The following is a 17,874-nucleotide window of genomic DNA, read 5'->3' as shown; positions in this document are numbered from 1 at the left end:
CGGAGTCGGCGTAGAACGACGTTCAGGGCGATCAGCGATCGACAGATCCCATGATCACGTCGATCGAGCCCAAGATCGCCATGATGTCGGCGACTTTGTGTCCCTTCAGGATGTGAGGAAGGATCTGGAGGTTGTTGCTGTCGGCGGCCCTGATCTTGAAGCGCCAGGGGGTGACGTCGTTGTTGCCCTGGATGAACACCCCGATTTCGCCCTTGCCTGATTCCAGGCGGGTGTAAAGCTCGCCATTCGGGATCTTGAAGGTAGGCGCCACTTTTTTGGCCACGTACTGGTAATCGAATCCGGCAAAGGCACTGTCTTTCCCTTCTGCCATCCGCTGGGCTTCGAGATTCTCTGTGGGGCCGCCGGGGATCATGTCGCAGGCTTGGCGCAGGATTTTCAGCGATTGACGCATCTCTTCGATGCGCACGCGATAGCGAGCAAAACAGTCACCCTCCTTCTCGCAGACCACATCCCAATCGAAATCGTCGTAGCACTCGTAGTGATCCACCTTGCGGAGATCCCAAGGCACTCCGGAGGCGCGCAGCATGGGACCCGACAAGCTCCAATTGATGGCCTCTTCTCGGCCGATCACGCCGAGGCCTTCAATGCGGCGACGGAAAATCGGGTTGTTGGTGATGAGCTTTTCGTACTCATCGATTTTTGGTCCAAACCAGTCGCAAAAATCCTTACATTTTTCCAGCCAGCCCCAGGGCAAGTCGGCGGCCACACCACCGATGCGGAAATAGTTGTTGTTGATTAGTCGCTGACCCGTGGCCGCTTCCCACAGGTCGTAAATCATCTCCCGTTCACGGAAGATGTAGAAGAACGGTGTTTGGGCACCAACATCAGCGAGGAAGGGGCCAAGCCAGAGCAGGTGGTTGGCGATCCGGTTGAGCTCCAGCATCAAGACCCGGATGTAACTAGCCCTCTTGGGAACAGGGATGTTGGCGAGGCGCTCTGGAGCGTTCACCACGATGGCCTCGTAAAACATGCCCGCTGCGTAATCCATACGGCTCACGTAGGGCACGTACATCACGTTGGTGCGGTTCTCGGCGATCTTCTCCATGCCGCGGTGGAGATAGCCGATCACCGGTTCGCAATCCACAACGTCTTCACCGTCCAGGGTCACGACGAGCCTCAGCACCCCATGCATGGAGGGGTGATGGGGGCCGAAGTTGACCACCATCGGCTCGGTGCGCGTTTCCAGCTGCGTCATGGTGAGCCGAGGTTCATTGCGTTATTGGGATCTTAGGAAGGACCGATGCCCGATCACTCGCTGTCTTCTGCTGTGACGTTCAGCCATGTGCCCGTATTGGCAGAAATGCTGATGCAGGTTCTGTCTGAACAGCCCCCATCTCTCTGGCAGAACACAGCTGTGATCGACGCCACTCTGGGTGGTGGTGGCCATAGCGAACTCATCCTGGAACGCTGTCCTGGCGTTCGTTTGCTTGGATTGGATCAGGACCCCACGGCCAGGGCTGCCGCTGCGTCAAGGCTGGAGCCTTTCCTGGAGCGCGTGCAAATCGTGCCGATCAACTTTGCTGCCTTTGAACCGCAGGAACCGGTGTCGTTAGTGCTGGCAGACCTGGGGGTGAGCAGTCCCCAATTGGATGTGGCCTCCAGAGGCTTCAGCTTCCGCCTGGATGGTCCCTTGGATATGCGCATGAACCCAGCGGCTGGGGGTGAAACGGCAGCGGAGATGATCGAGCGGTTGGATGTGAATGCTCTGGCTGACCTGATTTACGCCTTTGGTGAGGAACGTTTGTCTCGCAGGATTGCTCGCCGGATCAAGGCGGATCTGGAGGCAGAAGGCGCCTATTCAGGCACGGCAGCGTTGGCTTATGCCGTGGCGGGGTGTTATTCACCGAAAGCACGACGGGGAAGGATTCATCCCGCCACGCGCACGTTTCAGGCGCTGCGGATCGCCGTGAACGATGAATTGGGAGCGCTGGACCGATTGCTGCAGACAGCACCTGGATGGCTGAAACCAGGCGGGTTGTTGGCGATCATCAGTTTTCATTCGTTGGAAGATCGCCGCGTCAAAACCGCTTTCCTCCAAGAGGAACGGCTCGAGCGGGTCACGCGCAAACCGTTGATGGCGTCAGAGCAGGAGCAGGAAGAGAATCCGCGCAGTCGCAGCGCAAAACTCAGAATTGCGAGGCGGAGGCCTGACAACACTCGGCTTGAGTCATGAACATTCCCTGGTCTGCCGACGGGTTGTGGTGGCTGGCGCTGTTGGTGCAGCTGCTGGCGATTCCTGGCACGCTCTTGCCCTTGCTCCCAGGCTTGATCTGGCTCCCTGTGGGGGGACTGGTGTGGATCGCTGCTGTCGGATGGCAGCAGGCCTGGCTTGAGTTCGCCGTCGCTTTGGTGTTGTTTGGTCTGGGCCTTGTGTCCGACCTGTTGGCGTTGGGCCTGGCCTCGATGCGCCTAAAGGCCAGCCGTTGGTCTGCAGCAGGGGCAGGGGTAGGTCTGGTTTTAGGGGTGTTTGGCCTGCTTCCGGCCCTTCCTTTTGGAGGCCCACTGCTTGGAGCTTTGTTCGGCCCCTGGCTTGGGGCCTTGGTGGTGGAGACCTGGGTCACAAAAAAGCCACCCCGAAATTTGGGGTGGCTTGAGGCACTGCGCCAGGGATCCGTCGTGGGATTGGCCGTTGTCGCCGGACTTCTTGTGAGTCGTCTGGCTCAACTGTTTCTGGCGCTGCTTGGGATTGCGGCTTTTATTGGGCTCAGTTTTCGTTGATCAGACCGGCTTGGTCCTCAGTGCCGAAAAGCTGACGGTAAGCCGCTGTCGAGATGCACACCAAGACAGGAACAACAACGAACAAACCGCCGTACTGGAATCCAGCGGCAATGGCGTTGATCACCGCTTCCAGGATGAAGAACCACAGGACCGTCCACCAAGAGGGGTCAACCACAGAGCGTCCGCGTTGGATTGCTGCAAAAGAGGAGTTCTTTCCGAGCAGAGCGATGAAGGGGAGAAACTTTTGATTTATGCCTAAATAGATGAATAGAACGAGAGCAATAAGTGCAGGAATGATGGCAAGCACGTTGTTGATCTGGCCGAGACCAAAACTGACCAAATAGCAGATCCCACCGATGATCAACAAGACAACAAAGAGTTCAATTACACGAATAAACAGTCGTCCAGCTGCGTTGCCATCCCAGCGAACAAAAGTGCTGAAAGAAGGCTTTTGGCCTTCAAGGCTGCACCAGGCACCGCGCACGATGCCCACCACACCCCAAAGAACGACAATCACGTAGCCAACCAGGCCAACGACCAAAAGGAATTTCGCACCTGCTGGGTGAATTTCAGGAATCCCTTCCATTTCTGCTAAACGAGCTCCGCTTAGGCCCGCGAGTGTTGCAAAGGGCAAAGCAATGACTGCGACCAGTGCTTGAAACAGAAGAAAGGTCCAAGGTGCTTTAGTAAATGCGTTCCAGCCATCTTCGATGGCTTGCAGGACGTGGAGTCTGCCGCTCCCTGTGATGTCGCTCATTGCCGGATCTGTATTAGAGGCTTGGCCGGAAAGTAGCGACGCGCACTCTTCATTTCACGCTTTATGACGCAATTGATGGATGACGTCGTTAAGAGCCTGAATGGCTTGGTCGATGTCGCCGTCCGTGGTGCTGCGCCCCAGGCTGAGTCGCAGGGAGGCTTCGGCCTCTTGGCGGCTTCGACCTAAGGCCATCAGCACATGGGAAGGTTCACCGCGACTGCAGGCCGAGCCACTGCTGCAGGCCACGCGAGATCTCAGCGCTCGATGCAGTTTGCTTCCCAAGACACCAGGAATGGTGATGTTGAGGTTGTGCGGGAGTCGAGCCGTGGCGTGCCCGTTGAGAAGAACGGTTGGGTGTCTCTGTTTCACGCCCTCCCAAAGCCGATTGCGCAATTGTTCGAGGCGTTGACTGCGGCTTTCGAGATCGCTTAGGGCCAACTCCGCCGCTTTGGCAAAGCCCATGATGAGCGGCACCGGCAAGGTGCCAGGTCTCAACCCCCGTTCTTGTCCCCCTCCCCATTGCAGCGGTTCCACCGCTAGCTCCGGGTGGCAGATCAGAGCACCGACCCCTTTCGGTCCGTTCAGTTTGTGGGCGCTCAGGCTGAGGAAATCTGCGCCAAGACCTTGGCTATCCAGGGGGATGTGGCCGAAGGCTTGAGCGGCATCGCTATGCAGCGTCACCCCGTGAGCTCTACAAAGGGCGGCGACTTCAGGAAGTGGCTGGATGACGCCGATCTCGTTATTAGCCAGCATCACGCTGACCAACTGGGTGTCTTCGCTGATGGCGGCCTCAAGCTTTTTTGGGTCGAGAAGACCATCCGGCTCGGGCGAGAGCAGAGTGATGCGAAAGCCTTCGCTCCGTAGCTGCTGAAGAGGGTCGAGAACAGCGTGATGTTCGCTGACCATGCTGATCAGATGCCCTGGTTTTCCCCTCTCGCGGGAGACGGCTCGTGCATGTCCAAGCAGGGCGATGTTGTTGGCCTCGGTGGCTCCGCTAGTGAAGATCAGCTGTTCGGCAGAGCAGTTAAGGCAATCACTTAATTGTTCTCGGGCCACTTGCACGGCGGCGGCGGCCGTGAGTCCCAGTCGATGTTGCCGGCTGGAAGGGTTGCCCCACTGCTCCCTCCACCAGGGCTCCATTGCCGTCATCACATCCTCGTGACACGGGGTGGTGGCTTGATGATCGAGGGCGATGGCTCCCCCCTGTGTCGAGACGGTGTCAGAACTTGGCAGCATGGTGTGAGTCTGTCGTCCCTATGTGATGCGCGCGGCTTGTTGGATCAGCAGCCTCAGTCTGCTCGCGATCAGTGTGGTGCCGCCCGGCATGGCAGAGCCATCCCTGCGACAGAAGGTGCTGGAAGAGATGCGGGCGTCGCGGCCTGCCGATCTGGTGGTGCTTGAGACGCGTGACTTAGGACGTCCTTCCATGCTTGGCATTTTTGCCATCGAGGTGGATTCGGCTGATCCGGATCTGAGGCGTTACAAGCTTTGGAGGGAATCTTCTGAAAACCTGATCATTCCGACGGAATCGGTGAGTTGTAGTCGTACTGAGCCCATGCGCGTCACCCGCGATCAGAGTGCGATTTATCTTCAGCGCCTCAACCCGGGTGGTTTGGTTACGGCGGCGAACCGGGAAAACCATCTGGTGTGGTGGGCTGCCTGTGAGCCAAAACTGGCTGGTAAAGATCCCTCAGGATTGACAGAGCAGGCCAAGGCGTTGGGCTTCTCCACCTTGCAAGTGGAATCCCAAGAGATTTTGCGGTTGCCAAGCCAATAGCGCCTTTAGATTTCGCGTAGATGCGTCAGGTCCATGACGGAGACCCCCAGCGAGGCTCTGACCCCACGGTTGCTGCTTGTCGATGACGAGCCTGGATTGCGTACTGCCGTTCAGGCCTACTTAGAGGACGAAGGCTTCGATGTCACGACGGCGGAGGACGGGGAAGAAGGGTTCAGCAAAGCCCAACAAATGCTGCCCGATCTCGTCATCAGCGACGTGATGATGCCTCGCCTTGATGGCTATGGCTTGCTTCGCAAGCTTCGCGAAGACGAGCGCTTGGGCGGAACACCCGTGATTTTTCTCACCGCCAAAGGGATGACGGCGGATCGCACGCAGGGCTATCTCGCCGGCGTGGATGACTACATCCCCAAACCCTTTGATCCAGATGAACTCGTCGCGAGGGTCCGAAATGTTGCCCAGCGGCAGCAGCGGTTGTTGCAGGAAGCAGCCCGGTTCGCTGACACCGATATGGGTCAGATGGCTAAGCAGATCACGGAGATTCGCTCGCTTCTCGCCCAGGCCGACGCTCTCCCCAATCAGGACCCTGTTCAACACAATTTCACGCCCAGGGAGGCCAGCGTGTTGCAGCTTGTCGCTGAGGGCCTAATGAACAAAGAGATCGCGCGGCAGCTCGAGACCTCGATTCGCAATGTGGAGAAATACGTGAGCCGGCTCTTTATCAAAACGGAAACTTCCAGCCGCACGGAGCTTGTGCGTTATGCCCTCCAACATCACCTTGTGAACTGATGGCTGAGCCGGCGGGATGGCTGCCGGCGGCGTTGAACAACGGCTGGACGTACTGCGATCGAGTTCGAGCAGGGGAACGGTCTTTTCGATTGAGCGATGTTCTGGCACAGCGTTATCGCCATTCCTGTGCAGCGACCTGGCAGGAGCGCTTGGCGAGCGGGGAAATCAGCCTGAATGGTTTGGCTTGTCCCGATGACGTTGAGGTGAAAACTGGTGATTGGATTCGTTGGCAGCGCCCTCCCTGGGTGGAGGCTGCGGTTCCTGATCAATGGGAGGTCATTCACGATGACGGTGACCTGCTGGTCGTGAATAAGCCCTCAGGATTGCCGGTGATGCCAGGTGGCGGCTTTCTGGCCCACACCCTTACGTCCTTGCTGGAGCGGAGGAGCCGCTCTGTTGGAGAGTCCTTGGTGCCAAAGCCGATTCATCGCCTCGGACGGTTCACGTCTGGCCTTCAGGTTTGTGCCCGTCGGCCCGAAACCCGGGCCGCCTTGTCGAAGCAATTTCGCCCTGAAGGCGATCGCCAAAAAACGTACCTGGCCTTGACGCCTCGTTTGGAGAGCCTTCAGTACGGTGAGACGCTTGTCATCCAAACCGATGTTGTCGAACGGCAGCATCCATTGCTCGGTTGGATTTGGGGGCCAGAGCCAACAACGCCGGAGCGATTGCGGAAGCGCTTATCGGCTCACTCTGCAGTGCAATTGAGGGAGCGAAGGCGAACGGGAGATCTCTTGGAAGTGCGGATTCATACAGGCCGCCCCCATCAGATCCGCATCCATCTCGCCCAACTGGGCTGTCCCTTGTTGGGAGATCCCTTGTATCAAACTGATCAGGGGCTGTCTGCAACAGCAACACCAGGTGATGGTGGGTATCACTTGCACGCTTGGCGCTTGGAGGGTTTGTGTTGGCCGCCCACTACGCAGCTAACACTCCGTGCTCAGCCGCCCAAGCGGTTGAGAGATGAAGACAATGCTGAGCGTTGAAGCGACGATCAACCACTGAAGTGATGCGAACTGAGTGAAATCCGTTGACTGAGTTCAGCTCTTTTGGAATTCCACAAGACGCGAGAAGTAAAAAGGTGCTTTATTCAAACTGCGACGAATCAACTTGAATCCACAGGATTCAGCCGCTTGCACAATTCCTGTTTCTTTCAGGGTGTACGCGCGGGTGGTTTTGCTTGGGCCAGGAAATAGTTGGCCGATGCTTTTGAGCAATGCCAACAAAGGGGTGTAGGGAGCAAAGCTCACGATCAGCCTCTGCTCGGTGAGGCTGCAGAGGTGGCGCACCATCTCCTCCGCAGCTGGTTGTGGATAGTGAATGAACACATCCAGGCAGCAGACGGTGTGAAAGGAGCCGCTAAGACTTTCGAGATCACTGGCGAAGAAATGGAGCTTGCGCATGGTCAAGCCCGCCTCTTCTGCGCGGCGCTGCGCTTCCTGCGCCATCGCTTCAGAGATGTCGCTGGCGTGGATGGATCCAGCACCCATTTCTGCTAGCGGCAGGCTGAGGCTGCCAACGCCGCAGCCGGCATCACAGAAGCTCACGTCACTGAGCTCGCCACTTTGCTTGATCCAGCTCAACACCTCATCCACGGTCTTTTGGTGGCCGATGCGAATGTTGCGCTGCACCTTGTTGACATCATCACTTTCGCTGTAGATGCGATTCCAGCGCTCGAACCCTGTGGTTTCGAAGTATCCCTTCACCTCTTTCTTTTCAGCCTGCGTGTCGTCCAGCAGGGACTCGGGTGACATGGCATCAGAGGGGAGGATCGCGAAAGCTTAGTCAGCGTGTTGCCAGCTGAGGTTGTTGGTTTCGGCATCCCAATGCCAGCGCAACAGCTCGTTCAGAGGTCGTCCCAGCAGCTGGAACGTTGCTTGGGAATTCAGGACCTTCCTGGGTGCAACGGTTGCGGCATAGATGGAAGCACTTGGCTGGGCGCTCCAGCGCGCCAGCCGCTTCACTCCCTCAAGCAACGGCAAGGTCACGCCCGCAAGGGTTCCATCCTCAAGCCGGCAGGTGCCGTTCTTCACCAGAAGCGCACGCTCATCCCAATGGTGCACTCCGTCTTCGAGTCCGTAGGGGGCGAGTGCATCGCTGACCAGCACGAGTTGATCGCCCGCCAGCCGCTGCAAGAGCACCGCCATCATGGGGTCCACGTGAACCCCATCAGCAATCAGGCCGAGTGCAACGTCATCCCGTAGGCAGGCAGCTCCGATCGGCCCGGGATTGCGGTGATGCAACCCCTGCATCGCATTGAAGCTGTGGGTCAACATCGTCATGCCTTTGTTAAAGGCCTCGTTGGCCGTGGTTGCATCCGCAGTGCTGTGACCAAGGGCCACGCGAATGCCCAGGCCACACAGGTGTTCGATCAAGACCGCGGCGCCATCGCGTTCAGGTGCCAGCGTGACCAGGGCAATCTCTTGCTCAAAGCCGCTGATGCGTGCCTTGAGTTCGTCCATGGTGGGACTGGCGAGGTGTTGGCGTGGATGGGCTCCCCGTCTTGCCTCGGCCAGAAAAGGTCCTTCCAAGTGGGCACCAAGCAGCTTGCAGCGCAAGGGCTGGTGAGCGGCACGCGCCTGCCTGAGCACGGTGAGAGCTTGACGCAAGGGCTCGACGCCGCAGGTCACAAGAGTGGGACTGATCGCTTCCACGCCATCGCGCCAGAGCTGATCGAGGAGCTGCAGGAGTTGTGGCAACGCAGCATCGGTCAGCTCTGGGAATGGCAGTCCCAAACCCCCATTGATCTGGAGGTCTACAGCCATCGGGCTGAGCACGTCTCCGCCCCAGCTTTCACCGGCTAGGGCCGTCCCCTCAGGCATCAATCCTCGATCCACAATGCGGTTTTCTTGATCGAGTTGCAGCCACCACTGCTGTAAGTGCCCGTCCTTGCTCGTGCTTTGGGGCAGACAGACGTGTGTGATCCGGCGCATGGGGAAGGGTCCTCTGAAGCCAGTGCGGGACGATGGCAGTCTCGCTGCAAGCTTGCTATGTCCAAGCCATCGGAGCCCACAATCGTCGCGACGTCCCGTGTTGCAGTGATCATGGGAAGTGATTCTGATTTGCCGACCCTGAAGCCAGCGGTTTCGGTCCTTGAAGAACTGGGTGTCAACGTTGAGGTGCGTGTGCTTTCGGCCCATCGCACTCCCCTGGAAATGGTGGACTTTGCAAGGCATGCAAAATCGCTGGGATTTCAGGTGATCGTTGCTGGTGCCGGCGGTGCTGCCCACCTCCCAGGCATGGTGGCCTCGCTCACCACGCTTCCCGTCATCGGCGTTCCTGTGAAGAGTCGCGCGCTCTCCGGGGTCGACTCCCTGCACTCCATTGTTCAGATGCCTGGTGGTATCCCTGTGGCCACGGTGGCGATTGGCGGCGGTTTAAACGCTGGTTTGCTGGCTGCTCAGATTCTGGCGATCAGTGATTCGGCCCTCTCTGAACGACTTGAGGCTTACCGCCAGCAACTCCACGACATGGTGGTTGCCAAGGATGCCCGCCTAAAAAATCTCGGTGCTGACGCGTATCTGGATTCCATGTCGAGTAGCTGATCACACACCCTTGGTCGTGGTCAGTTTCACAATTCAATCTCAACGGAACGTTTGATGTTCGGTCCTGCCTGGATGCGTTGGGGACTTGCCCTACCTCTGTTAACGCTCAACTTATTTGTGTTGCGTCAGTTGCTTGTGCCGCTGGCGCCCTTTCCGGGTTTGTTTTTGACCGCGGCCCTGATCGCCTTCCTCCTCAGCATTCCTTCCCGCTGGCTTCGTGCCCGGGGGCTTCCGGGTTGGCTTGCGATTTCCCTGGTGTTTTTGCTGGCCGTAGGAATTTTGGTGATCTCAGGCATCACATTGGTGCCCCTTTTGATTGACCAACTCGCGCAATTGATCAATGCCTTGCCAGGTTGGCTTGAAGCCTCCCAAGGGTTGATCGGCCGTCTCCAGGAATGGGCGATGGCCCGTGGATTACCAAGTGAATTCGGAGATCTGAGCAGCGATGTTTTGACGCGTGCCAGTCGTTTAGCGAGCCAGTTCAGTCAACAGTTGCTCAGCCTTCTTGGGGCGACCCTCGGCACCACGATCAACACGGTCATCGTCCTGGTGCTGGCGGTGTTTTTTCTGATTGGAGGCGAATCCATTACGGCAGGGTTGGTGCGTTGGTTGCCGCAGGAGTGGCGTGAGCTGGTGGTGGCAACCATCACGCGCACCTTTCGGGGCTATTTCGCCGGTCAGGTCGTGCTCGCTTTGATTTTGAGCGCTGGTCAGATTGCGGTGTTCACCTTGCTGAAGATTCCTTATGGCGTGTTGTTTGCTGTTTTGATTGGCATAACAACGTTGATCCCCTACGCCAGTGCTTTCACCATCGTTGCGGTGAGTGTTTTGTTGGCCGTGCAAGATCCTGGAATGGGCTTAGCCATCTTGGCGGCTGCGATTGGCGTCGGTCAGGTTGTGGATCAGGTGATCCAGCCACGCTTGATGGGGAGCATTGTTGGCTTGCAGCCGGCTTGGCTGCTGATTGCTCTCCCGCTTGGTGCACGAGCGGGCGCTTTGTTCGGTTTTGGAGAGCTTCTGGGCCTGTTGCTTGCCGTGCCAGTGGCGAGTTGCATCAAAACCCTGATCGGTGCCTGGGCTGATCGTCAGGGCTTTGATCTGCCTTCAAAAGCGATCAGCTCTGCGCAGGAATGATCTTTTGCTCAACCAGATAATGGATCACCTGGTCTACGCAGCTGTCCAGGCTGCTGTTGCCGGTGTTGATATTGAGTTCAGGCTGTTCCGGTGCTTCATAGGGGCTGGAGATCCCGGTGAATTCTTTGATTTCCCCCGCTCGTGCTTTGGCATAGAGCCCCTTGGTGTCACGTTCTTCGCAAACGCTTAGATCGGCTGCGCAGTGGATCTCGATGAAGTCTCCTGCGTTCACAAGAGCTCTTGCTTTGTCGCGGTCAGCCCGAAAAGGAGACACAAACGCCGTCAGCACGATCACGCCCGCATCGAGGAACAGCTTCGCCACCTCGCCGATGCGCCGGATGTTCTCTTCTCGGTCGGCGTCGGAAAAGCCCAAGTCCTTGCAGAGGCCGTGGCGAACGTTGTCGCCGTCCAAGACGTAAGTCGCCAGTCCACGTTCAAACAAAGCAGCGTTCACGGCATTGGCCAAGGTGCTTTTGCCAGCCCCGCTTAAGCCCGTGAACCAGAGGATTGAGCTGCCGTGGCCCCGTTGTTCAGCGCGAGTGTCGCGATCAACCGATGCCTGGTGCCAAACGATGTTGGTTGATTTTGTGTTGTCGGCGGCGGCCATGAACGGGATGCGAAAGATGGCATTGTCACCCGTCGTAAACGACGACTACACAATCTCGGCACAATTTCGGCATGAAGCCGCTGAGGTCTCAGCCTCCAGCTCTCTTGGGTTTGTAGCCCTCTTTTTTAAGCAATTCGAGACTGAGCTCAACCTGATCCCCCTGCAACTCGATCACGCCATTCTTTGCGGTGCCGCCACTGCTAATGCGCGTTTTTAACTTTTTGAGGAGGGACTTCAAGCCATCCGGATCTAACTCAAGACCTCGGATCACCGTGACGGTTTTGCCCCCTTTCCCTCCGCGGGTGGGCTGCACGCGAACCACCTGCTCATTTTTGGGTGTGACGCCTGCTGATGGTCCAGTTGGGCGTTGCAGACTGTCAGCACTGCTGAATTCTTGCCAGCCTCCTTTGCGCATGAGCTATTCGCATCCGTTCCTATCCTGCCGTTTCTCACCATGAGTGGGTCTGCTCCCGCTCCCCAATGGGCTGATTCCAGTCGGGGGCTCGGCCGCTGGATTGAACGGTTGATTGGCATTCGCCTGTTGCGTCGCCCCCTGTTTTTTCAGGCACGACAGCTGATCATCCGAACGGCTGAGCGCAACGGCATTCCTTGGCGGAAGCGACGGTCGGAATTGTGGGAGGCGGCCGCTCCCCTTCTGGCCGAGAGTCGCACCGAGGGACTGGTTCCTCCCGCCTACTACCAAGCGCGTTTCCATGCCTATGAGCAGGGCAACCTCTGCTGGCAGGCGGCAGCGGAGGCTGAGCAAGCCACCGATGCGATGGCCCTGCGAATTTGGCCAAAGGAAGCGCTGGAGCCGCTCCAGGCTCAGACGCGACTCCGCGATGCGATCCATGCCGTGGTGGAAACGCTTCTCAGCGATTCCACCCGCGAGGTTTTGGATCTGGGTTGTTCCGTTGGCGTCAGCACCCAGGCGCTTGCCCGTTGGTTGAACGCTCGGGCCGATCAACGTGGTCTGAACAGGCCACGGCTGATCGGTTTGGATCTCTCTCCAGAGATGCTGGCTGTGGCAAGGGTCAGAGATCGCGACAGCTTGATCAGTGAGTGGCGCCATGCCGCTGCCGAACACACCGCTTTGGCGAGTGAGAGCATTGATTTCATCAGCCTTCAGTTCGTTTGCCACGAGCTGCCTCAAAGCGCCACCCGTGAGGTGTTGCAAGAAGCAGCGCGTCTTCTGAAGCCTGGGGGCGTGTTGCTGATGGTGGATCAGGATCCAGCTTCATCGGTGTTGCAACGCCTGCCAGCCGCCGTTGCGACCCTGCTGAAGAGCACCGAGCCCTACATCGAGGACTATTTCGGCCTCGATATGGGCGCCGCTCTCCTGCAGGCAGGGTTTCGAGATCTGCGTATTGAGGCCTGTGATCCACGACATCGTGTAATTGCCTGTTTACGCTGAATTACCGCAAGAAGCCGTTTCAGCGGCATGCCAGACCTGTGACAAGCACTCTGCCGACTGCCAGCACCCCAGATCCAGCCAGCCTGACGCCTTCGGTTCGGCCTGAAGCTCACGGTCGGTTTGGTCGTTATGGAGGGCAGTACGTTCCCGAAACGCTGATGCCAGCGCTTGCTGAGCTTGAACAAGCGGCGGCTGAAGCGTGGAAGGATTCAGCCTTCACGACTGAGCTCAACCGGCTGCTGAAATCCTATGTAGGGCGAGCCACACCCCTCTACGAAGCGGAGCGTCTCACCGCTCACTATCGCCGTTCCGATGGGGGTCCACGCATCTGGTTGAAGCGCGAAGATCTCAACCACACGGGTGCCCACAAAATCAACAATGCCCTTGGTCAGGCGTTGTTGGCCTTGCGTATGGGCAAGAAGCGAATCATTGCTGAAACCGGTGCCGGTCAGCATGGCGTGGCCACCGCAACGGTCTGCGCTCGTTTCGGCCTGGAGTGCGTGGTCTACATGGGGGCTGAAGACATGCGCCGTCAGGCGCTGAATGTGTTCCGGATGCGCTTATTGGGAGCCACCGTTCAGCCGGTCACGGCAGGAACCGCCACCTTGAAGGACGCGACGAGCGAAGCCATCCGAGATTGGGTGACCAATGTGGAAACCACCCACTACATCCTTGGATCCGTGGCTGGTCCCCACCCCTATCCGATGTTGGTGCGTGACTTCCATGCCGTGATAGGCAATGAAGCCCGGGAGCAGTGCATGGAGTCGTTTGGGCGGCTTCCTGATGTGTTGTTGGCATGTGTGGGTGGAGGTTCCAATGCGATGGGGCTCTTCCATCCGTTTGTGCAAGACACCTCTGTTCGTCTGATTGGCGTTGAGGCCGCTGGTGATGGAGTGGAAACTGGACGTCATGCCGCCACGATTACGGAGGGCCGAGTGGGGGTGCTGCATGGGGCGATGAGCCTGCTTCTTCAAGATCAGGACGGCCAAGTGCAGGAAGCGCATTCCATCAGTGCTGGTCTTGATTATCCCGGTGTGGGGCCAGAGCACAGTTATCTGCGGGATATCGGCCGCGCTGAATACGCTGCCGTGACGGACGATGAGGCGCTCTCCGCTTTACGGCTTGTGAGTGAGTTGGAGGGAATCATTCCCGCTTTGGAAACCGCCCATGCGTTTGCTTGGCTGGAAATGTTGTGCCCCACGCTTCCCAGCGGCAGCGAAATTGTGATCAATTGTTCTGGTCGTGGTGATAAAGATGTGAATACCGTGGCGGAAAAACTTGGAAGTCAGCTTTGAAGACTGTGCTTCAGCGATTGTTGAAGTATCCCAAGATGTTGCGCATCAGATTAAACTTTTGGGACTTTCTCCTCGTCCTGGTGATTGTAATCTCTGGGATTTTTCTGGTTCAATTTCTTGGTAGAGAAAATTTAGATGTGATCAGTTCTCGAGAATTGCTTCGGCTCACGAGTACTCCTCACATTCGTAATGAAGCGCCTGATGCTGCGGCTCGTGGCAGGCCATTAAAGGGGGCGGAAGTTCTGCGTGATTCGGAACTTCTGGAAGCGGCAAAATACAAGGTCTATGCAGGTATTTACGTCGCGAATAACTTCAGTCTGGATCTGGAAGTTCCTAGCTTTTCCAGCAAGGGATATATCTGGATGCGTTGGGGAAAGCCTTTCCAGGATTACTTGGAAGAAAGAGGCTTGGCTATTTCCGAGGTAATTGGACTTGAAAATGATATCAATCCGGAAACATCTGTAATCACGCCTTTGCGGAACGTCCGTGAATTTGAAGACGGCACTTTTGGGCAAGGGATGTTGTACACAGGGGATTTTTACATTGATAACTTGGACTTGCGGAGGTTTCCTTTTAATTCAGTGAGTCTCCCTGTTGTTCTTGAAGCTGATGATCCTGTTGGTGATCTGACCTATCAAAGTCTTCGCTTGATTCCTGATTTAAGGGATAGCGGGATTGGTCAGTATTCTGATCTCTTTGGCTGGCTCACGCGCGGCTGGTCTTTTGGGGAATTTCGGCATCACTTTGCCTCGGGACTTGGCGTTAGCGCTGTGGATGAGGAATACAGCCAGCTTATTTTTGATGTGTCTTATCAAAAGTCTTCTTGGTCTGCATTCTGGACTTTGATTCAGCCCCTGGTTGTGGTGATGGCCTCGATTGTTTTGATTACCCGGGTGCTGACAGAGTTTCGTGTTGAGATCCCGATCGCCGTTCTGTTAACGCTGATCTTTTTGCAAGACGGATATCGATCAGAGCTGCCAAGCCTCCCTTATCTTTCGTTTCTAGACTCGATTTATGCGATTGCTTACATCCTTTCAATCGTTAGTTTTGCGCTCGTTCTCTATCTTGAGAGTCTCAAGAGACGAGCGGGTCTGGAGACCAATGAGCGTCGAGATTTGATTTTGGGACGTATTCATTTTTATGAGCAATTTTGGCCTCCTATTTCTCTTATCGTTATGGTTTTGTTGTCAATAGCTAGCTGGTTGTTGATCTAACAACCTTTTTAGGGTTCCCAGGGATCGCTGCCAAGGAAGACCAAATCGATACTGCGATGTAATCCTGGAGTGGTGCGTCTCAGTTCATCGACGAGTCGATCCCGGTTGATATCTGGAGCAATCGATTCCATCGCCTCAACGAGCCATTGCGCTGCCATGAAGCCTTCGAGGCTGTAGAAATCGAAATCAACTTCACCATCCTGCTGCTGCTGACGTAGGAGTCGTTGGTAGCTCGCGACATCTGGGTGCCGTGCATCCCAAGGGAAGGGCACAACTTGTGTGACACCAACGCCAAAGGCGGCTGCTTGCGGTAGATCCCGAAACAGCGCTTTGGTTCCTGTTGGAGAGATGGTCATTAATTGCGGGCGGCTGCCATTTCGATGCAGGTTGTTCACCAACGAGGCCATCGTTTTGCTCAGTGAGATCACGATGAGGGCATCGGGCTTTGATTTGATAATCGTGTCGGCGGCTTGCTTTGTTTCAATGGAGTTTCGTGGTAGGGCCGCTGTGCTGACAGCGCTGAGATTGTGCTTTTTCAGGGCCTCCACTGTGCTGGCAAGCACGTCTTTTCCATAGGCGTCGTTCTGATACGCCACTGCAATTCTGACGAAGCCGTCGTTGACGAGGTGATTGACGATCCGCCGAGCTTCTTCCGCATAGCTGGCTCGGAAGTGCAACACCCCTGTCTGACCTTGTGCCCGTAGGGCGCTAGCACCTGTGAGAGGAGCAACAAGGGTGAGTCCCGCCGTCTTGGCAATCGGTAGGGCCGCTTTGCTCGTGGGTGTGCCAAAAAAGCCGAAGAGGGCCAAAACATCAGGCTCGGCCGCAAAAAAGCGGGTATTACGCAGCGTATTTTCTGGCTCATAGCCATCATCGATCCGCCAAACCTTGACGGGGCGTCCGGCGATGCCACCACGGTTATTCAACTCTCGTAGAACAGTGTCGATACCTAGGGCGAAGCGCTCTCCGATATGCCCGGAGGGGCCTTTCAGGGGAAGGGACTGTGCCAGCAACCAAGGGCGGGGTTCTTCGTTGAGAAGTGAATCAAGGTTCTCGCTCGCAACGCTTCGTTCTGCCTCGTTGGAGGCAATCGAGGTGTTCGGCGCGGGCTCAAACGGCTCCTGGTTCGTTGTCAGGTTGACACCGCTCCAAATGGCAAACAAAGCCCCCCCGATGCTGAGTCCGAGGACGATGGCGACCGGGGGGGGCAGGGGTCTTCCTTGGAACGCCATGTCAGTTCAGAAGATTCTCGAGATGATGGGCGGCACTCTTAACGGCAGCGAGTGCTGTGGCGTAGGCCATGCGCATTGGCCCCACAAGCGCCACATGCCCCACGCCGTCTGTGGAGCTTGTGCAGGTGGCTTGAACCACTGAGCAGTGGTGCAAAGCCTGTTCGGGATGTTCTTGGCCGATCCAGACGCCATATCCAGGACCGGAAGCGGAGAGGGTTAGGGCTGCAGGACTCTGATCCATCAATTCAAGGAGTGGTCTGAGCTTGGCGCTTTGGCTGAATTCGGGCTCGGCGACGAGCCGAGACACGCCATGAAAGAGAGCCTTGGTTTCTTGGGTGGTTTGCAAGGTCTGATGGCTGTCAATGGCATCGCGGAGGGCTCTGCCGCAGGCCTGCAATTCTCTTGGCAGTGCATTCCAATTCAAACGGCCGTTGCCGTCGAGCTGCCGACGCGCCCATTGATCCATCGCTTCGATTTGGTGCTCACTGCCGTAGGGCAGCCGAAGATTGAGGTGACTGGCTTGGCTGGAATTCTTCACCAACATCACCAGCAAGCGCTCCTCGCTGCGCACCAGTCGGATCGCTTCCAGTGCGGGTTGCCCTTGGCTGGGGTGCGTGATCAGGCTCATCAGTCCCGTGAAATCGGTGAGCCTTCTCGCCATGTTTTGGAGCAGATCATCAAGCGCTGCCCAGCGAAGGCTGAGTTGGGTTAACTCCTGATCGAGATGTTGGGCGATTGTTCCGGGCTTCGGAAGCAGACAATCCACGTAATGCCTGTATCCACTGGGGCTTGGAACCCGTCCGGCAGATGTATGTGGTTGGGTGAGAAGACCCCGCTGCTCCAAAGCCCCCATGGCTGAACGCACGGTGGCAGCACTGGCTTGCAGATCGAACCTCTGAACCAGGGTTCGGCTCCCCACTGGCTCAATGGTGTCTACGTAGTGGTGCACTGTGGCCCTGAGCACCTCCTGTTGTCGGCGGGGCAGCGGCTGCACAGGCACACAATCAGCGCTGTGATCGTACGGAGGTTTCCCCTTGGATTGGTGGCGTTGTCATGAACCGCTGCTCAGTACCGGGGAACGCTCGGGTCGACGTCCACACTCCAGGCATGAATGCCGCCTTCTAGGTTCCATACCTCATAATCCGGTCCTTGCTCTAAGAGCCAGCAGCCAAAATTTCGGCTACGGATCCCGGCGTGACAAATGACCACGATGGGTTTGCTGGTGGTCAGCCTTGCGGTCAGATCGGAAAGCCATAGATTTGATTCACTTAGCGGCAAATGTTCCACCTGCCCGGGGAAGGGAGCGATCTCCAGTTCGGAGTGCTCGCGAACATCAACGAGCTGAAGGGCACTGCCGCTCGCTAGCCACGCGTGAAGGTCTTTGGCGCTGATCGATTGGGGTGAAGAGGGTGTCAT

At 57.0% G+C, this 17,874-nt stretch carries 20 protein-coding genes; 10 read left to right on the top strand and 10 right to left on the bottom strand.

Features of this window, described 5'->3' with window-relative positions:
- Nucleotides 1–31 precede the first annotated feature (31 nt).
- On the bottom strand, nucleotides 32–1,216 hold the full coding sequence (locus SYN8016DRAFT_RS08875) for an NAD(P)H-quinone oxidoreductase subunit H (RefSeq protein ID WP_006854027.1): 1,185 nt from the start codon (nucleotides 1,214–1,216) through the stop codon (nucleotides 32–34).
- Between the two features lie 45 nt (nucleotides 1,217–1,261).
- Between SYN8016DRAFT_RS08875 and rsmH the strand changes: the two genes are divergently transcribed.
- The gene (gene rsmH, locus SYN8016DRAFT_RS08870; RefSeq protein ID WP_006854026.1) at nucleotides 1,262–2,194 is read left to right on the top strand and encodes a 16S rRNA (cytosine(1402)-N(4))-methyltransferase RsmH; all 933 of its coding nucleotides are present in this window, start codon (nucleotides 1,262–1,264) and stop codon (nucleotides 2,192–2,194) included.
- Nucleotides 2,191–2,739 carry a DUF456 domain-containing protein gene (locus SYN8016DRAFT_RS08865; protein ID WP_006854025.1) on the top strand — a complete coding sequence of 183 codons (549 nt, stop codon included), beginning with the start codon at nucleotides 2,191–2,193 and terminating at the stop codon, nucleotides 2,737–2,739. Before rsmH ends, SYN8016DRAFT_RS08865 begins: the two co-directional genes overlap by 4 nt.
- Here SYN8016DRAFT_RS08865 and SYN8016DRAFT_RS08860 read toward each other — a convergent pair.
- The gene (locus SYN8016DRAFT_RS08860; protein WP_006854024.1) at nucleotides 2,726–3,496 is read right to left on the bottom strand and encodes a hypothetical protein; all 771 of its coding nucleotides are present in this window, start codon (nucleotides 3,494–3,496) and stop codon (nucleotides 2,726–2,728) included. The genes SYN8016DRAFT_RS08865 and SYN8016DRAFT_RS08860 overlap by 14 nt on opposite strands.
- Nucleotides 3,497–3,550: 54 nt before the next feature.
- Nucleotides 3,551–4,732: a cysteine desulfurase family protein gene (locus tag SYN8016DRAFT_RS08855; protein ID WP_006854023.1), complete on the bottom strand. Its 1,182-nt coding sequence runs from the start codon at nucleotides 4,730–4,732 to the stop codon at nucleotides 3,551–3,553.
- A 25-nt stretch (nucleotides 4,733–4,757) separates the two neighbouring features.
- Here SYN8016DRAFT_RS08855 and SYN8016DRAFT_RS08850 point away from each other — a divergent pair, with 25 nt between their 5' ends.
- Genes SYN8016DRAFT_RS08850 through SYN8016DRAFT_RS08840 form a run of 3 tightly spaced genes read left to right on the top strand, consistent with a single transcriptional unit; the run spans nucleotide 4,758 to nucleotide 7,003 of the window.
- Complete coding sequence (locus SYN8016DRAFT_RS08850) at nucleotides 4,758–5,273, top strand: hypothetical protein (RefSeq protein ID WP_006854022.1); 516 nt, start codon at nucleotides 4,758–4,760, stop codon at nucleotides 5,271–5,273.
- A gap of 33 nt (nucleotides 5,274–5,306) precedes the next feature.
- Nucleotides 5,307–6,020: a response regulator transcription factor gene (locus SYN8016DRAFT_RS08845; RefSeq protein WP_006854021.1), complete on the top strand. Its 714-nt coding sequence runs from the start codon at nucleotides 5,307–5,309 to the stop codon at nucleotides 6,018–6,020.
- A complete protein-coding gene (locus SYN8016DRAFT_RS08840) occupies nucleotides 6,020–7,003 on the top strand; it encodes an RNA pseudouridine synthase (RefSeq protein WP_006854020.1) in 984 nt (327 codons plus the stop codon). Before SYN8016DRAFT_RS08845 ends, SYN8016DRAFT_RS08840 begins: the two co-directional genes overlap by 1 nt.
- A 54-nt stretch (nucleotides 7,004–7,057) precedes the next feature.
- On the opposite strand, the gene bchM is transcribed toward SYN8016DRAFT_RS08840, so the two are convergent.
- Complete coding sequence (bchM, locus tag SYN8016DRAFT_RS08835) at nucleotides 7,058–7,771, bottom strand: magnesium protoporphyrin IX methyltransferase (protein ID WP_006854019.1); 714 nt, start codon at nucleotides 7,769–7,771, stop codon at nucleotides 7,058–7,060.
- Nucleotides 7,772–7,798: 27 nt separating this feature from the next.
- Nucleotides 7,799–8,950: a hypothetical protein gene (locus SYN8016DRAFT_RS08830; RefSeq protein ID WP_006854018.1), complete on the bottom strand. Its 1,152-nt coding sequence runs from the start codon at nucleotides 8,948–8,950 to the stop codon at nucleotides 7,799–7,801.
- Nucleotides 8,951–9,007: 57 nt separating this feature from the next.
- Here SYN8016DRAFT_RS08830 and purE point away from each other — a divergent pair, with 57 nt between their 5' ends.
- Complete coding sequence (gene purE, locus SYN8016DRAFT_RS08825) at nucleotides 9,008–9,562, top strand: 5-(carboxyamino)imidazole ribonucleotide mutase (RefSeq protein ID WP_083825904.1); 555 nt, start codon at nucleotides 9,008–9,010, stop codon at nucleotides 9,560–9,562.
- Nucleotides 9,563–9,616: 54 nt separating this feature from the next.
- The gene (locus SYN8016DRAFT_RS08820; protein ID WP_006854016.1) at nucleotides 9,617–10,696 is read left to right on the top strand and encodes an AI-2E family transporter; all 1,080 of its coding nucleotides are present in this window, start codon (nucleotides 9,617–9,619) and stop codon (nucleotides 10,694–10,696) included.
- Here the strand turns inward: SYN8016DRAFT_RS08820 and cysC are convergent.
- Both cysC and SYN8016DRAFT_RS08810 read right to left on the bottom strand, forming a co-directional pair.
- Complete coding sequence (cysC, locus tag SYN8016DRAFT_RS08815) at nucleotides 10,677–11,303, bottom strand: adenylyl-sulfate kinase (RefSeq protein WP_006854015.1); 627 nt, start codon at nucleotides 11,301–11,303, stop codon at nucleotides 10,677–10,679. The two genes, SYN8016DRAFT_RS08820 and cysC, sit on opposite strands and share 20 nt — an antisense overlap.
- 88 nt (nucleotides 11,304–11,391) lie before the next feature.
- Nucleotides 11,392–11,718 (bottom strand): translation initiation factor, encoded by a 327-nt coding sequence (locus tag SYN8016DRAFT_RS08810; RefSeq protein ID WP_006854014.1) that lies wholly within the window; start codon nucleotides 11,716–11,718, stop codon nucleotides 11,392–11,394.
- A 39-nt stretch (nucleotides 11,719–11,757) separates the two neighbouring features.
- On the opposite strand from SYN8016DRAFT_RS08810, the gene SYN8016DRAFT_RS08805 reads away from it, so the two are divergent.
- From SYN8016DRAFT_RS08805 to SYN8016DRAFT_RS08795, 3 genes are read left to right on the top strand one after another with little or no spacing between them, the layout of a single operon-like run.
- Nucleotides 11,758–12,717 (top strand): class I SAM-dependent methyltransferase, encoded by a 960-nt coding sequence (locus tag SYN8016DRAFT_RS08805; RefSeq protein ID WP_006854013.1) that lies wholly within the window; start codon nucleotides 11,758–11,760, stop codon nucleotides 12,715–12,717.
- A gap of 38 nt (nucleotides 12,718–12,755) precedes the next feature.
- A complete protein-coding gene (gene trpB, locus SYN8016DRAFT_RS08800) occupies nucleotides 12,756–14,012 on the top strand; it encodes a tryptophan synthase subunit beta (RefSeq protein ID WP_006854012.1) in 1,257 nt (418 codons plus the stop codon).
- A 35-nt stretch (nucleotides 14,013–14,047) separates the two neighbouring features.
- Nucleotides 14,048–15,226: a hypothetical protein gene (locus tag SYN8016DRAFT_RS08795; protein WP_006854011.1), complete on the top strand. Its 1,179-nt coding sequence runs from the start codon at nucleotides 14,048–14,050 to the stop codon at nucleotides 15,224–15,226.
- Between the two features lie 8 nt (nucleotides 15,227–15,234).
- Here SYN8016DRAFT_RS08795 and SYN8016DRAFT_RS08790 read toward each other — a convergent pair whose 3' ends face one another.
- From SYN8016DRAFT_RS08790 to SYN8016DRAFT_RS08780, 3 genes are all read right to left on the bottom strand, one after another.
- A complete protein-coding gene (locus SYN8016DRAFT_RS08790) occupies nucleotides 15,235–16,458 on the bottom strand; it encodes an ABC transporter substrate-binding protein (RefSeq protein WP_006854010.1) in 1,224 nt (407 codons plus the stop codon).
- Between the two features lies 1 nt (nucleotide 16,459).
- Entirely contained in the window at nucleotides 16,460–17,452 is a 993-nt protein-coding gene (locus tag SYN8016DRAFT_RS08785) for a heat-inducible transcriptional repressor HrcA (protein WP_038014310.1), read from the bottom strand.
- Nucleotides 17,453–17,523: 71 nt separating this feature from the next.
- Nucleotides 17,524–17,874 (bottom strand): rhodanese-like domain-containing protein, encoded by a 351-nt coding sequence (locus SYN8016DRAFT_RS08780; protein ID WP_038014307.1) that lies wholly within the window; start codon nucleotides 17,872–17,874, stop codon nucleotides 17,524–17,526.

It is taken from the genome of Synechococcus sp. WH 8016 (assembly GCF_000230675.1).
Taxonomy (GTDB): Bacteria; Cyanobacteriota; Cyanobacteriia; order PCC-6307; family Cyanobiaceae; genus Synechococcus_C.
Note: the sequence above shows the minus strand (reverse complement) of the source record. Positions and strands in the feature narration are given on the sequence as shown.